Raw genomic sequence first — 13,035 nt, forward strand, 5'->3', positions numbered from 1 at the left:
ACCCAATGGCGTGAACCTGGGGTCGGACCCGCGGGGTCCGACCCCGGCTTTGCGTTGCGGGTTTTGCCGGCGTCTCCGGCGCCTCGGCAGACAGGCGTCGCTCAGCTCACCGTTTTAAAGAAGCGCATCATCTCGCGGCTGGCGTCCGGTCCCTTGTGGTCGGTGTAGCTGCCGCTGGCGTCGCCGCCCGACCAGGCATGGCCGGCGCCGTGCACCACCCAATGCTCGGCCAGCAGCGAGCCGTCGGCCTGGTTGTGCGTGGTCTGCGTGTAGCGGTGGCCGTTCGGCACGCTGCCCGACTGCACCGACGGCGCTGCCGCCGCGCCGCCCAAGCCCTGCGCCATCACCTGCTCGCCGTTGCGCGGGTTGACGGTGGTGTCGCGGTCGCCGTGGAAGACGATGATCGGCTTCGAGCCGTCGCCCTTGTGCGGCGACTTGGCGCCGCTTTTCATCGCCGTCAACGCCGACGGCAGGTCCTGCGCCGAGGCGAAGGGCAGGCCGGAATGCACGCCGACCGCCGCGAACAGCTCCGGGTACAGCGTGCCGACGATCACCGCCATCGCGCCGCCGGCCGACAGTCCGGCCACATACACCTGCCGCTCGTTGATCGGATATTCCTCGATCACTTGCTGGGCGATGCCGGCGATCAGCGACGGTTCACCCTGGCCGCGTTGCTGGTCGATGGCGTTGAACCAGTTCCAGCAGCGCGAACTGTTGGCGTTGCGGGTCTGTTCTGGATACACCACCAGGCATTGCATTTCCTCGGCCACCTGGTTCATCTGCGTGCCGGCGGCGAAATCGTCCGGGTCCTGGGTGCAGCCGTGCAGCATCACCAGCAGCGGCATGGCTTGGCCGTGGTAGCTGCTGGGGATGTAGAGCTTGTAGTTGCGGCTGCCGGCTTGGTTGCTATAGGCGCCGCTGAGGAATTTCGCGCCCGGCGGCAGCGGTGCCGGCGGCGTTTTCGGCCGCAGCTGGCCGGGCAGGTCGAGGCCGGAGAAGTCGCCGCCCAGGTCGAACTTGGGCATCTCGAAGTTCTTCATGTCGAAGTTCTTCATATCGAAATTCATCAGACCGTTTGGCATGCCGCCTTGCATGCCGGCGTCGATGCTGGCCTGGATGTCGACCGGGATGCCCATGCGGTTGAGCATGTCCTGCGCCACGGCGGTGGCGTGGGCCACCGCGTCCTGGCCGGTGCTGCCGCTGCCGTTCGCTGCGGCGCCGGCTTGGCTCGACTCGTGCGCCGCGCCGCCCGCCTTGGCCTGCGGCGCCTCGCGCCGGGCGCCGTTGCCGGCCTTGCCCGGGTTGGCGCCGCCGTCGCCGAGGTCGATGGTGTCGCTTTGCCGCGCCGGCGGCGCGCCGGCCGGCGGCGGATTGATGTCGCGCATGGTCGGGGCGGCGGCGGCGGGGGCCGCCGATGCCGCCGATGCCGCCTGTCGGGCGGCGGGCGCGCTGCCCAGCCCCACGTCGGCCAGCGCTTGTTGAATGGCCGCCGTGGCGGCGCTCGGGCCCTTGTCGATCAGGCGCATTGTGGCCGCGCGGATTTGGGCAAACATCGGGTGGTTCAGCTTCATGGGCATCCTTCAATCTCAGGTGAGTCATTGCGAGGAGCGCCGGTGGGCGTCGTCGCGGTTTAGTGGATCCGCCCCGCCAGGGCGGTTTTGAGGACGGCGCTGGCATGCAGCGCGCCCAACACGAAAATCGATTCAATCGTCGCCAGCGCCAGCTCGACCGAGACGTCGCTGGCGATGCTGGCCAGGCCCAGCACCTGGATCTGCAGACGTTGGCCGGCCGCCTGGATCGCCTCCAGGTCGGCCCGCGAGTAGTGCTGCATGCCCAACACCAGGCTTTTGCGCGCCACCGTCTGACGTACCACGTCGGCGTGGATGCCGAGCTGGTTGCGGATGGCCGTGCGGATCAGGTCGGTGCGGTTCGAATAGAAGCCCTCCTGCACCAACAGGTCGATCTGGCCGAGGTCGATCGGTCCCAGGTTGATGGTGATTTTTTCCGATTCGCTGGTCTTGAGTTTGAGTTCCTGCTTGGCCATATGTCTCCGTGCGCTTGCTTGCGGCATTCGCATGCCGTCTGGTTGAAACAACAGTCACACCATCCAATGACCATCTGTATGGATGGTAGTATAGGCCTGAATCAGCATAGGTCAAGCGAAATTCGGCCGTTTGCGGTAAGTTGTAGCCTTCTACAGAGGGCAGACCATGGCAAAAATAATTGGCATCGACCACGTGCAACTGGCCATGCCGCTCGGCGCCGAGGGCGAGGCGCGCACTTTCTTCGGCCACGTCATGGGCCTGGCGGAAATTCCCAAGCCGCCCGCGCTGGCAGTGCGCGGCGGCGTCTGGTTTGACTGCGGCCCGGGCCAGCAGTTGCATCTTGGCGGCGAGGCCGACTTCCGCCCGGCGCGCAAGGCCCATCCGGCGTTGCTGGTCGACGACCTGGCCGGCTATCTGGCCGCACTGGCGGCGCGCGGCTTCGCCGCCGACTACGACGCGCCGCTGGCCGATGCCCGCCGCGCCACCATCGCCGACCCCTTCGGCAACCGCATCGAGCTGATCGAGCGGCTGGGCTAAGATTGCCATGGGATGGTCAACCGTGGCGCCCGTTTCGCGGCATAATGTGCGCACGATCGATCACCACTGCCTGCGATGTCCACCGAACTGAACTCCGCCCCGGCCGCCGCGCCGTCCACCGCATCGGCCGCCGCGCCTTCCAGCGCGCCGGCCGCGCCGGTGCCGTCGCCCTGCGTCAGCCTGTGCAAGATGGACCCGGACAGCGGCTTTTGCGTCGGCTGCCTGCGCACCATCGACGAAATCGTCCAATGGGCGCAAGCCGGCGACGACTTTAAACGCACCGTCTGGGCCGAGATCAAGCGGCGCGAAGAGCTGATCGATTTCGATTAGCCCGCCGCCGCGATGCCAGCCGGCCCGCCGCGCCATCCACCTCACCGCCAGTCCAATAAGGTCGCCATGTCCGTCAAGTCCGCCAAGCCCGCCAAGTCAGTCAAGCCAGCGCTGTCGCCGACCTCGTTCTACCAGCCCGCGCAAACGGTCCACGGCCCCGCCTACGGTGGCGGCTTCAAGCTGTTCGCCACCGGCATGACCACCGTGCTGCTGGCCTATGGCGCCAGCGTCGCCTGGCGCTTTCCGTTGCCGCAGTTCGGCTGGGGCGTCAAGGCGCTGCTGCTGGGCGCCGTGCTGATGCTGCTGGTGAGTTATTACTGGTTCCTGCGCGCCCGCGTCACCATCGACGCGGCCGGCATCCGCCAGACCTGGTTGTACGACAAGCAGGTGGAATGGCGCGACGTGCGCGGCGCCAAGATGATCGGCATCCCGTATTTGTCCTGGCTGTTCCCGCCGCGCATGGTGGTGCGCACCGGGAATGCCTTCATGACCTTCAACGGCGGCTCGCGCGAGGTGTTGGTGGAGTTCGCCAAGATCTCGCTGGCGTTCCAGATGAAGCGATGAGCGGCCTGCTGCCGGACTCCATCCGCGTCTTCGAGCGGGGCTGGCTGTCGTCCAACAACGTGCTGCTGCTGGGCCGCGACGACACCGCGCTGATCGACAGCGGCTACAAGATCCACGCCGCGCAGACGCTGGAGCTGGTGCGCCACGGCTTGGCCGGCCGGCCGCTCGACCGCCTGCTCAACACCCACCTGCACTCCGACCACTGCGGCGGCAACGCCATCCTGCAGCAGCACTTCGGCTGCCACACCGCGATCCCGGTGGCGGAGGCCGCCAAGGTGCGCGACTGGGATGCCGAGGCGCTCAGCTTCAAGGCCACGGGCCAGCAGTGCGACCGCTTCGGCTTCGACGCCACCATCGCGCCGGGCGACGTGCTGACCCTGGCCGGCATGGAGTGGCAGGCCTTGGGCGCGCCCGGCCACGACCCGCATTCGCTGATCTTCTACTGCCCGCAGGAGCGCCTGTTGATCTCCGCCGACGCGCTGTGGGAGAACGGCTTCGGCATCATCTTCCCCGAGCTGGCCGGCGAATCCGGCTTCGCCGAGGAGATCGCCACGCTGGACCTGATCGCCACGCTCGACGTGCGCCTGGTGGTGCCCGGCCACGGCAAGCCCTTCACCGACGTCGCCGCCGCCATCGGCCGCGCCCGCTCGCGGGTCGACTACCTGGCCGCCGACCCGCAGCGCAATGCGCAGCACGCCATCAAGGTGCTGCTCAAGTTCCTGTTGCTGGAGCGCCAGCGCATCGCCCTGGCCGAGCTGCCGCAGTTGTTGCTGTCGATGCCGGTGTTCGCCATGGCCAACGAGCGCTTTTTACGGCAGTCGCCGGAGGAGCTGGCGCGCTGGGCCACCAGCCAGTTGGTGCGCGCTGTCGCCGCCCGCGTCGAGGGTGAGTACTTACTCAACGAGTGAGGCGGACAGGGCGGACGGGGGCGCGCGGCGCTTCGGCACGGGCGTTCTTTTCCGAACTATAATGGGCCGATTGAGCATGTTTTCCCACCGATCCATTCTTCGATAGCGAGTTCCACATGGCCCTGCCCGCAGCGTTACAGAACCTCAGCCTCCCCGTCATCGCTTCGCCGATGTTCATCGCCAGCGGCCCGGCCCTGGTCGCGGCGCAGTGCAAGGCCGGCATCGTCGGCTCCTTCCCGGCGTTGAACGCGCGGCCGGCCGCCATGCTCGACACCTGGCTGAGCGAGCTGCAGGCCGAGTTGAGCGACTACCAGATGGCCCACCCGGAGCGGCGCGTCGGCCCGATCGCCGTCAACCAGATCGTCCACCAGTCGAACGACCGCCTGGCGCACGACGTCGCGGTCTGCGTCGCCCACCAGGTGCCCATCATCATCTCCTCCTTGCGCGCGCCGCCGCGGGAGATGCTCGACGCCATCCACGGCTACGGCGGCATCGTGCTGCACGACGTGATCTCGATCCGCCACGCCGAGAAGGCGCTGGAGGCCGGCGTCGACGGCTTGATTCTGGTCGCCAGCGGCGCCGGCGGCCACGCCGGCACGCTGTCGCCGTTCGCCCTGGTGGGCGAGGTGCGCAAGATGTTCCAGGGACCGATCGCCTTGTCCGGCTCGATCGCCACCGGCGACGCGATTCTGGCGGCGCAGGCGATGGGCGCCGACTTCGCCTACATCGGTTCGCGTTGGCTGGCCACGCGCGAGTCCAACGTCGACGACGGCTACCGCGACGCCATCGTCGAGTCGGCCGCCGCCGACATCGTCTACACCAATCTGTTCACCGGCGTGCACGGCAACTATCTGAAGAAGTCCATCGTCGCCGCCGGCCTCGACCCGGACGCCCTGCCGCAGGCCGACAAGAGCGCGATGAATTTCGGCTCCGGCAGCGCCAAGGCCTGGCGCGACATCTGGGGCGCCGGCCAGGGCGTCGGCCTGATGGACGACGTGCCGACCACCGCCGAGATGGTGGCGCGCCTGCAGCGCGAGTACGCGGCGGCGCGGGCGCGGCTGCGGCTGTAGCGGTTTTCGGCCGCCCACAAGCGGCGTCAGGTTTGCTAGACTTGAGCCGTCGCAAGGTGTGATTGCCTAGCGCTCGCTAGAGTTTCCTTTCGCATTGTCGCCACTGCGGCATCAAAGGAACGCTACCGTGAATATTCTGTGTGAGGTCAGGACGGCACTGTGCCAGCGCGGGAGCCTGTGACATTGTGACTACCTGCGAACGATATATACTGAATTCGGACGGATCGCAAATGCGCGGGACGGACGGGAAATTCGTTAATACACTGGAACACGATTTACCCAATCCGGGCAACTTGGGGCGTGCCGAGTTGAGACTGATGGGCAGTGGCCACTGGAAGATCTTTGATTCAGGCGAACCGCGAACCCCCAAGGGCTCATTCAACTACATTGTGCAGAACGGGACGGTCTATGTTGGAACGGGCAATGCGGCCCAAGTACACGTCGATATCGCACGTGGCAATCCGGTTGAGTATGCGGGGCGAATAATATTTCGGGCTGGAAAAGCCACGAAAGGGATGTTGAATTTCTGGAACAACGCTTCTGGACACTATATCCCTGAACCGCTTCAGCCGGAATGGGCGGAATCCATCAAATTGCCGGTTGATAAGTTTAAGGCATACGAGTATGACTGATGACAACCGCACAATTTTCGGTTCACGCTCTGAGGCACTGGAGCGTATGCCTGATGCCGTGATGAATTCGACCTTCGAGAACGCCATTGTCGCTTTGCTGCGGACCTTGGATCGGGAGGGCACCTGGCACATCGTTCATGCCCTGCTGACGCATCCGAAGGTCAGCGCGCGCACCCTCGGGCTTCGTGTTGTGCGTAGGGGATTGCGCGACAAGGAGTTGCTGCGGCGGGTGGTTCAACTGAGCTTTTCTGTTAACGGGCTGGGCGAGCTGCAGCACTGGTACACGGCTATTCTTGCCCGCTATCCGGTGACAAGCTTCGTGTCGGCCTTGGAGGCTGAGGCCGCAGCGCGAGCCGATGCCGGCTTCACCGCCCGCAATATCCGCGCGCTACACATGCACCGGGCCAGAGGCAGCAAGAAGAAGAAAATCGCCTACGCCAGACTGGTGGCGGCCACTGCCGCCACCGCCTAAGTTCTTCGCAAGCTACTTCTCGGTCTGGATCGCCCACAGGCCCGGCAGGTTGCGCCAGTAGCCGTAGGCGTCCATGCCGAAGCCGACCACGAAGCGGTTGGGGATGGTGATGCCGACGATGTCGGCCTTGACCGGCTTGGCCTTGCCGATCGCCTTGTCGGCGAACACCGCCAGGATCACCTCGGCGGCGCCCATGTCGAGCAGGCGCTGCTTGACGTGGGCCAGCGTCTCGCCCTCGTCGAGGATGTCGTCCAGGACGATGACGGTGCGGCCCGCCACGTTCGAACGCGGCACCACCTTCCACACCACTTCGCCGCCCTGGTCGTCGTCGCCGTAGCGGCTGACGTGGATGTAGTCGAATTCGAGCGGAAAGCTCAGCTGCGGCAGCAGGTTGCCGGTGAAGACCACGGCGCCGCCCATCACACCCAGCACCAGCGGGAATTCTTCGCAGTCGGCGTGGTTGAAGCGCTCGTTGAGGGTGTCGGCCATGCGCGTGACGGCGGCGTCGACGGTCTCTTTGTTGAACAGTTCTTCCGCGTTCTCCAGCAGGGCGCGGGCGCGGTTGTGGTGGAAGTCTTGCATGGTCTTCGGCGTCGATAGGGCGGGTGGGGAAAGGCGGTATTATCCGCCATATCCCGCCGGGCCGCTGTGGCATCGCTGATACTCCACATGCGGCCAGGGTTATATCGCTGGTTTTTTCCTTACCGTTTCGCCTATTTGTAGTCGCGCTGGTCGTCGATCACCTTGCCGTCGTTGGGCAGGCTGCCGGCGGCGACGAAGCACACCTCGCCGCGCAGCTTGGTCAGGTCGCGGATGGTGGCGACGATGGCCGTGGCGTCGTTGACGGCCTGCGGATCGGCCACCTCGCAGTGCAGCGTCATGGCGTCGTTGGCCATGCGGCCGGTCACCACCAGGCGCGCCTTGAGGATCTCGCGGTGGCGCTTGGCGATGTCGTTGACCTGCGAGGCATGGACGAACATGGCGCGCACCTTGGTGGTCTGGTCGGCCCGTCCCAGCCAGCCACGGATGCGGGTGTTGCTATGGCCGCCGGGCCGCTCGCCATCGGCCGGCGCCGGCAAGATCGCCGATAGGTCGCCGGTGGCGAAGCGGATCAACGGGTAGTCGTGGTTGAACAAGGTGACCAACACCTCGCCGACCTCGCCCTCGGCCACCGGGTCGCCGCTGCCGGGGCGGACGATCTCCAAAATGACGTCCTCGTCGAGCACCATGCCGGGCTGGCGCACGCCGTCGCGCGCCGTCTCGTAGGCGATGCTGCCGATGTCGGCCGAGGCGTAGGTCTGGAACACGCGCGGCACGCCGTGCTCGGCGAACCAGGCGCGCAGCGATTCGGGCAGCGCCTCGGCGCCCATCAGCGCCTGCCGCACGCTGCTGATATCGGCGCCCATTTCGCGCGCCTTTTCGATGATCAGCTTGAGGAAGGACGGCGTGCCGACATAGGTGTCGGGCCGCAGCTCGGCCATGGCCTGCACCTGCATCTCGGTCTGGCCGGCGCCGGCCGGGATGACGGCGCAGCCGAGGCGGGCGGCGCCGCCTTCGACCATGAAGGCGGCCGGCGTGAAGTGGTAGGAGAAGCAGTTTTGCACCAGCCCGCCGGCGCGCACGCCGGCCGCATGCATCGGCCGGCCGAAGCGCCACCAGTCGGCGCCCTGGCCCTGCGGATCGAAGATCGGCCCGGGCGACATGTAGACGCGGGCCAGTTCGGCCTGCGGGGTGGCGTTCAGGCCGCCGAACGGCGCCTGCGCCTGCTGCAGATTCTTCAGTTCGGCCTTGCGCGTGACGGGCAGGCGCGCCAGCGCGGCGCGGCTGTCGACGCTGGCGGCGTCGACATCGGCGAGGATGCGCGCCCAGCCGGGCGCGCTCTGGGCGCGGGCGATCAGGCCGGGCAGGCGCGCCATCAGGTCGCGTTCGCGCTCGGCCGGTGGGCGCGTTTCCAGGCTGTCGAGGGTATCGGCCATTGTTCCGGTCTTTCCATATCAGGTTGCGGTGGGGGATGCGGCGGGTGTCGGCGGCGGTGGCGCGGCCTAGGCCAGCCAGCGCTTGCGGCGGCGGTAGAACTTCATGTCGCGGAAGCTTTTGCGGCCGGCGCCGGAGACGCCCAGGTAGAACTCCTTGACGTCCTCGTTGCTGGCCAGGTCGGCGGCCGCGCCTTCCATCACCACGCGGCCGTTTTCCAGGATGTAGCCGAAGTCGGCGTAGCGCAGCGCGACGTTGGTGTTTTGCTCGGCCAGCAGGAAGGACACCTGCTCCTTGCTGTTGAGGTCTTTGACGATGCCGAAGATCTCGTCGACGATTTGCGGCGCGATGCCCATCGACGGCTCGTCGAGCAAAATCATCGACGGCTTGGCCATCAGCGCGCGGCCGATGGCGCACATCTGCTGTTCGCCGCCCGAGGTGTAGCCGGCCTGGCTGGCGCGGCGCTCCTTCAGGCGCGGGAAGTAGTGGTAGACCTTGTCCAGCGCTTCCTTCAGCTGGGCGCGCGACAGGTCGCGCGTGTAGGCGCCGGTCAGCAGGTTTTCTTCGATGGTCAGGTGGCCGAAGCAGTGGCGCCCCTCCATCACTTGCGACAGGCCGCGTTTGACCAGTTCATTCGGCGTCAGCTGGTCGATCCGCTCGCCCTTGAACTGGACCTCGCCCTTGGTGACGTCGCCGCGCTCGCCGCGCAGCAGGGTCGAAATGGTTTTCAAGGTGGTCGATTTGCCGGCGCCGTTGGCGCCCAGCAGGGCGACGATTTTCCCTTGCGGGACTTGCAGCGAGACGCCCTTGAGCACCAGGATCACGTGGTCGTAGATCACCTCGACGTTGTTGACCGACAGGTAGGGCGCGCTGGCCGGGGCGGCGCTGGTGGCGGCTGGGGCGCTGGCGGTGGCAGTAGTCATGTCTGTTCTTCGCGGATGCTGTCAGGTTTAAAAAGCTGGTTCATGGTGGGCGGGGGCGGTTTGCTAAGAAACCCCAGCGGCGCAAATCTGGGGTCGGACCCGCTGGGTCTGACCCCGGCTCTCCGCCTTTGGGTGGTGTGTAGCCGCTGGCGCCTTAACTCCGCCCCCCGCCCCGTGCGCTTACTTGGCGCAGGCGGGCGTGATCTTCTTGTCGGCGGCGTAGGCGGCCGACGACTCCTCGAGCAGCTTGCGGGTCAGCGCCTTGTCGCCGACGATCCAGTTTGGCGTGATGGCGTTCCACTTCTTGCCGTCCCACTGCTGCACCTTGACCGCGCCGGAACCTTCATGGTCGTCGCAGCTGGTTTTCACCGGCGGCAGCATGCCCAGCGCGCCGATGGCCTTCTGCCGCGTCTCGTCGACGTTGAGGTGCTCCAGGCCCCAGCGCATCTGCTCGCCGGTGATCGGCTTGCCCTTGCCGAACTTCTCCTGCGCGGTGCGGATCGCCTCGACCCACAGCAGGGCGGCGCTGACGCCGCGCATGTGGTAGACCGAACCGATGCGGCTGCGGTCGGCCAGGTTGCCCTTGCCGGCGTCGTACAGCTTCTTGTGGATCTCGTCCATCAACGGGTAGTTGCCGGGGGTGTTGAAGGTCATCGCCGAGTAGCCCTTGGCCGCTTCGCCGGACGGGATGGTGTCTTCCTCCGAGCCGGCCCACCAGACGCCGAGCATTTTCTCGCGCGGGAAGCCGTTGCGCTGCGCGGTCTTGATGGCGACCGAATTCATCACGCCCCAGCCCCACAGGATGACGTGGTCGGGATTGGCCTGGCGGATCTGCAACCACTGCGACTGCTGCTCGCTGCCGGGCGGCGCCACGGCGATCTTGATCAGCTCGAAGCCGTGCTGCTTGGCCAACGCCTCCAGCACCGGCAAGGGTTCCTTGCCGAAGGCCGAGTCGTGGTACAGGTGGACGATCTTCTTGCCCTTCAGCTTGTCCATGCCGCCGTTCTTGTCGCCCAGGTACTTGATCATGCCGGCGGCCTGGTTCCAGTAGCTGGTGATGAGCGGGAAGATGTAGGGGAAGACCTTGCCGTTGGCGGCGTCGGAGCGGCCGTAGCCGATGGTGGTCATCGGGATCTTGTCCTGCGCGACGCGGTCGAGCACACCGTAGGCGACGCCGGTCGACAGCGGTTCGACCAGGGTGGCGCCGCCGTTCTTGGTTTTCAGGCGTTCGTAGCATTCGATGCCGCGCGACGGGTTGTATTCGGTCTCGCATTCCTCCCAGCTGATCTTGACGCCGTTGACGCCGCCGTTCAGGTTGACCAGGTTGAAGTAATCGATGATGCCGCCGTAGAAGCCGGAACCACCGGCCGCATACGGGCCGACGCGGTAGGACGGCAGGGCGATGAACTGTTCCGTCACCGGCTGGGCCCAGGCAGGGGCGATGCCGCCGACGGCGGCGGCGGCCAATGCGGCGCCGAGTGCGAGAGTCTTGATGCGTTTCATATGTGCTGTCTCCTCAAGGGGTTGAATATCGGATGGGCCAGGGTCGGGTTCAGTGCGGGAAGGGCCACAGACGCAACTTCTCTTTGCCAATTTGCCATAAACGCGCCAGGCCGTGTGGCTCGACGATTAAGAAAAAGATAATTAATGCGCCGAACACCATCAGTTCCAAATTGGAAGCCACGCTGGTCGGCAGCGCCAGGCCGTGCGCCAGCACGTTGAGCAGCACCGGCAGCAGCACGATGAAGGCGGCGCCGAGGAAGGAGCCGAGCACCGAGCCGACGCCGCCGATGATGATCATGAACAGGATGCGGAACGACAGGTCGAGGTTGTAGGCCTCCGGCTCGACGGTGCCGAGGTAGGCGAAGGCGTACAGCGCGCCGGCCACGCCGCAGTAGAAGGAGCTGACGGCGAAGGCCAGCAGCTTGGTGCGCATCAGGCGGAAGCCGATCACCTCGGCCGCCACGTCCATGTCGCGCACCGCCATCCAGGAACGGCCGACGTTGGAGCGGATCATGTTCTTGGCCAGCAGCGCCATCAAGGCCACCACGCCCAGCACCAGCAGGTATTTGCTGCCCGGCGTGTCGAACTGGTAGCCGAGGATGCTGATCTTTTGCGCGGTGATGACGCCGGAGCTGCTGTAGTTGGTCAGGTAGGGGATCTTGGTCAGGCACCAGACGACGAAGAACTGGGTCGCCAGCGTCGAGGCGGCCAGGTAGAAGCCGCGGATGCGCAGCGAGGGCAGGCCGAAGGCGATGCCGACCGCCGCCGCCGACAGGCCGCCCAGCACGAAGGCCAGCAGGATGGGCAGGCCGGGCAGGCGCGCCATGAAGTTGTAGGCGCCGAAAGCGCCCACCGCCATGAAGGCGGCGGTGCCGAGCGAGAGCTGGCCGGCGTAACCGGTCAAAATGTTCAGGCCCAGCGCGGCCAGCGCGAAGATCAGGAAGGGGATCAGGATCGCCGACAGCGCGTACGGCGAGGCGAACCACGGCACGACGACAAAGGCCAGCAGCAGCAGCGCGGCCATGGCGTAGCGGTCCTGGCGGATCGGGAAGATCTGGTTGTCGGCCTGGTAGCTGGTCTTGAATTGTCCTGCTTCACGATAGAACATCGGGATTTCCTCTAAATTGGCGCGAAAACGATATAAATCTTATAAATCGTATGCTGCATTTCGTGTGCCGCTCAAATGCGGCGGATGATCTTTTCGCCGAACAGGCCCTCGGGCCGCACCAGCAGGAACAGCAGGGCCAGCACGTAGGGGAACCAGCCCTCCAGGCCGCCGCCGACCATCGGCCCCAGATAAACCTCGGCCAGCTTCTCCGAGGCGCCGATGATCAGGCCGCCGACGATGGCGCCGGGGACCGAGGTGAAGCCGCCCAGTATCAGCACCGGCAAGGCCTTCAGGGCGATGAAGGTGAGCGCGAACTGCACGCCGTTGCGGGCGCCCCACAGCAGGCCGGCCACCAGCGCGACCATGCCGGCCACCGCCCACAGCACCGCCCAGATGCGCTGCAGCGGAATGCCCACGGCCAGCGCGGCCTGGTGGTCGTCGGCCACGGCGCGCAGGGCGCGGCCGACCTTGGTCTTGGAGAACAGCAGGGCCAGCGCGGTCACCAGCACGCCGCAAATGCCGGCCGCCACCACGTCGAACTGCGAGACGATGATGTTGAAGTGGTCGAGCAGGTACTGCAGCGGCACGTCCTCGATCGGCAGGTCCAGCTTGTGCACCTGCGAGCCCCACATCAACTGGGCCAGGCCCTCGATGAAGAAGGCCAGGCCGATGGTGGCCATGAACAGGGTGATCTCCGGCTGGTTGACCAGCGGGCGCAGCACCACCCGCTCGATGGCGACGCCGAGCAGGGCCATCACCACCATGGTCAGCGGAATGGCCAGCCAGATCGAGACGCCGAACTTGTCGATGATGCCGACGCAGGTCAGCGCGGCGAAGAAGACCATCGCGCCCTGGGCGAAGTTGAAGACGCCGGAGGCCTTGTAGATCAGCACGAAGCCGATCGCCACCAGCGCGTACATCACGCCCGACAGCAGGCCGCCGATCAGCACTTCGAAGAAAAAATTGATG

The 13,035-nt window shown here is 66.2% G+C and carries 15 protein-coding genes; 7 read left to right on the plus strand and 8 right to left on the minus strand.

The annotated features are described in order from the left end of the window. Positions 1 to 101 precede the first annotated feature (101 nt). Both H7U20_RS04130 and H7U20_RS04135 read right to left on the minus strand, forming a co-directional pair. Positions 102 to 1,571 carry an extracellular catalytic domain type 1 short-chain-length polyhydroxyalkanoate depolymerase gene (locus H7U20_RS04130; RefSeq protein WP_233410488.1) on the minus strand — a complete coding sequence of 490 codons (1,470 nt, stop codon included), beginning with the start codon at positions 1,569 to 1,571 and terminating at the stop codon, positions 102 to 104. A 59-nt stretch (positions 1,572 to 1,630) separates the two neighbouring features. Beyond that, positions 1,631 to 2,044 (minus strand): CopG family transcriptional regulator, encoded by a 414-nt coding sequence (locus tag H7U20_RS04135; protein WP_093385706.1) that lies wholly within the window; start codon positions 2,042 to 2,044, stop codon positions 1,631 to 1,633. Positions 2,045 to 2,210: 166 nt separating this feature from the next. Here H7U20_RS04135 and H7U20_RS04140 point away from each other — a divergent pair, with 166 nt between their 5' ends. The 7 genes from H7U20_RS04140 (at position 2,211) to H7U20_RS04170 (ending at position 6,558) form a co-directional block, all read left to right on the plus strand. Further along, complete coding sequence (locus tag H7U20_RS04140; RefSeq protein ID WP_199518340.1) at positions 2,211 to 2,582, plus strand: VOC family protein; 372 nt, start codon at positions 2,211 to 2,213, stop codon at positions 2,580 to 2,582. A gap of 75 nt (positions 2,583 to 2,657) precedes the next feature. Continuing rightward, positions 2,658 to 2,912, plus strand: coding sequence for a DUF1289 domain-containing protein (locus H7U20_RS04145; RefSeq protein ID WP_199518341.1), 255 nt, complete (start codon positions 2,658 to 2,660; stop codon positions 2,910 to 2,912). 66 nt (positions 2,913 to 2,978) lie between these two features. Beyond that, positions 2,979 to 3,476 (plus strand): hypothetical protein, encoded by a 498-nt coding sequence (locus H7U20_RS04150; RefSeq protein ID WP_199518342.1) that lies wholly within the window; start codon positions 2,979 to 2,981, stop codon positions 3,474 to 3,476. Continuing rightward, positions 3,473 to 4,384 (plus strand): MBL fold metallo-hydrolase, encoded by a 912-nt coding sequence (locus H7U20_RS04155; RefSeq protein ID WP_199518343.1) that lies wholly within the window; start codon positions 3,473 to 3,475, stop codon positions 4,382 to 4,384. The genes H7U20_RS04150 and H7U20_RS04155 overlap by 4 nt, the downstream gene beginning before the upstream one ends. Before the next feature lie 116 nt (positions 4,385 to 4,500). Next, positions 4,501 to 5,454, plus strand: a complete 954-nt coding sequence (locus H7U20_RS04160) for an NAD(P)H-dependent flavin oxidoreductase (protein ID WP_199518344.1) — start codon at positions 4,501 to 4,503, stop codon at positions 5,452 to 5,454. Positions 5,455 to 5,684: 230 nt separating this feature from the next. Further along, a complete protein-coding gene (locus tag H7U20_RS04165) occupies positions 5,685 to 6,086 on the plus strand; it encodes a hypothetical protein (protein ID WP_199518345.1) in 402 nt (133 codons plus the stop codon). Beyond that, positions 6,079 to 6,558 (plus strand): hypothetical protein, encoded by a 480-nt coding sequence (locus tag H7U20_RS04170; protein WP_199518346.1) that lies wholly within the window; start codon positions 6,079 to 6,081, stop codon positions 6,556 to 6,558. Before H7U20_RS04165 ends, H7U20_RS04170 begins: the two co-directional genes overlap by 8 nt. Before the next feature lie 12 nt (positions 6,559 to 6,570). Here the strand turns inward: H7U20_RS04170 and H7U20_RS04175 are convergent, their stop codons facing one another. The 6 genes from H7U20_RS04175 to H7U20_RS04200 all read right to left on the minus strand — a co-directional run bounded on the left by H7U20_RS04175 (position 6,571) and on the right by H7U20_RS04200 (position 13,034). Then, positions 6,571 to 7,140 (minus strand): hypoxanthine-guanine phosphoribosyltransferase, encoded by a 570-nt coding sequence (locus tag H7U20_RS04175; RefSeq protein ID WP_199518347.1) that lies wholly within the window; start codon positions 7,138 to 7,140, stop codon positions 6,571 to 6,573. Positions 7,141 to 7,271: 131 nt separating this feature from the next. Beyond that, the gene (locus tag H7U20_RS04180) at positions 7,272 to 8,534 is read right to left on the minus strand and encodes a phenylacetate--CoA ligase family protein (RefSeq protein WP_199518348.1); all 1,263 of its coding nucleotides are present in this window, start codon (positions 8,532 to 8,534) and stop codon (positions 7,272 to 7,274) included. Between the two features lie 66 nt (positions 8,535 to 8,600). After that, positions 8,601 to 9,455 (minus strand): ABC transporter ATP-binding protein, encoded by an 855-nt coding sequence (locus H7U20_RS04185; protein WP_199518349.1) that lies wholly within the window; start codon positions 9,453 to 9,455, stop codon positions 8,601 to 8,603. A gap of 180 nt (positions 9,456 to 9,635) precedes the next feature. After that, positions 9,636 to 10,958: an ABC transporter substrate-binding protein gene (locus H7U20_RS04190; protein ID WP_199518350.1), complete on the minus strand. Its 1,323-nt coding sequence runs from the start codon at positions 10,956 to 10,958 to the stop codon at positions 9,636 to 9,638. Between the two features lie 49 nt (positions 10,959 to 11,007). Continuing rightward, positions 11,008 to 12,066, minus strand: a complete 1,059-nt coding sequence (locus H7U20_RS04195) for a branched-chain amino acid ABC transporter permease (RefSeq protein ID WP_199518351.1) — start codon at positions 12,064 to 12,066, stop codon at positions 11,008 to 11,010. Between the two features lie 71 nt (positions 12,067 to 12,137). Beyond that, a complete protein-coding gene (locus H7U20_RS04200; RefSeq protein ID WP_199518477.1) occupies positions 12,138 to 13,034 on the minus strand; it encodes a branched-chain amino acid ABC transporter permease in 897 nt (298 codons plus the stop codon). Position 13,035 lies beyond the last annotated feature (1 nt).

It is taken from the genome of Rugamonas violacea (assembly GCF_016461825.1).
Classification (GTDB): Bacteria; Pseudomonadota; Gammaproteobacteria; order Burkholderiales; family Burkholderiaceae_D; genus Rugamonas.

What these genes read in the sequence shown, in the direction of transcription:
- H7U20_RS04130 (WP_233410488.1), bottom strand. Translation starts at nt 1,571, where the DNA reads ATGAAGCTGAACCACCCGATGTTTGCCCAAATCCGCGCGGCCACAATG.
- H7U20_RS04135 (WP_093385706.1), bottom strand. Translation starts at nt 2,044, where the DNA reads ATGGCCAAGCAGGAACTCAAACTCAAGACCAGCGAATCGGAAAAAATC.
- H7U20_RS04140 (WP_199518340.1), top strand. Translation starts at nt 2,211, where the DNA reads ATGGCAAAAATAATTGGCATCGACCACGTGCAACTGGCCATGCCGCTC.
- H7U20_RS04145 (WP_199518341.1), top strand. Translation starts at nt 2,658, where the DNA reads ATGTCCACCGAACTGAACTCCGCCCCGGCCGCCGCGCCGTCCACCGCA.
- H7U20_RS04150 (WP_199518342.1), top strand. Translation starts at nt 2,979, where the DNA reads ATGTCCGTCAAGTCCGCCAAGCCCGCCAAGTCAGTCAAGCCAGCGCTG.
- H7U20_RS04155 (WP_199518343.1), top strand. Translation starts at nt 3,473, where the DNA reads ATGAGCGGCCTGCTGCCGGACTCCATCCGCGTCTTCGAGCGGGGCTGG.
- H7U20_RS04160 (WP_199518344.1), top strand. Translation starts at nt 4,501, where the DNA reads ATGGCCCTGCCCGCAGCGTTACAGAACCTCAGCCTCCCCGTCATCGCT.
- H7U20_RS04165 (WP_199518345.1), top strand. Translation starts at nt 5,685, where the DNA reads ATGCGCGGGACGGACGGGAAATTCGTTAATACACTGGAACACGATTTA.
- H7U20_RS04170 (WP_199518346.1), top strand. Translation starts at nt 6,079, where the DNA reads ATGACTGATGACAACCGCACAATTTTCGGTTCACGCTCTGAGGCACTG.
- H7U20_RS04175 (WP_199518347.1), bottom strand. Translation starts at nt 7,140, where the DNA reads ATGCAAGACTTCCACCACAACCGCGCCCGCGCCCTGCTGGAGAACGCG.
- H7U20_RS04180 (WP_199518348.1), bottom strand. Translation starts at nt 8,534, where the DNA reads ATGGCCGATACCCTCGACAGCCTGGAAACGCGCCCACCGGCCGAGCGC.
- H7U20_RS04185 (WP_199518349.1), bottom strand. Translation starts at nt 9,455, where the DNA reads ATGACTACTGCCACCGCCAGCGCCCCAGCCGCCACCAGCGCCGCCCCG.
- H7U20_RS04190 (WP_199518350.1), bottom strand. Translation starts at nt 10,958, where the DNA reads ATGAAACGCATCAAGACTCTCGCACTCGGCGCCGCATTGGCCGCCGCC.
- H7U20_RS04195 (WP_199518351.1), bottom strand. Translation starts at nt 12,066, where the DNA reads ATGTTCTATCGTGAAGCAGGACAATTCAAGACCAGCTACCAGGCCGAC.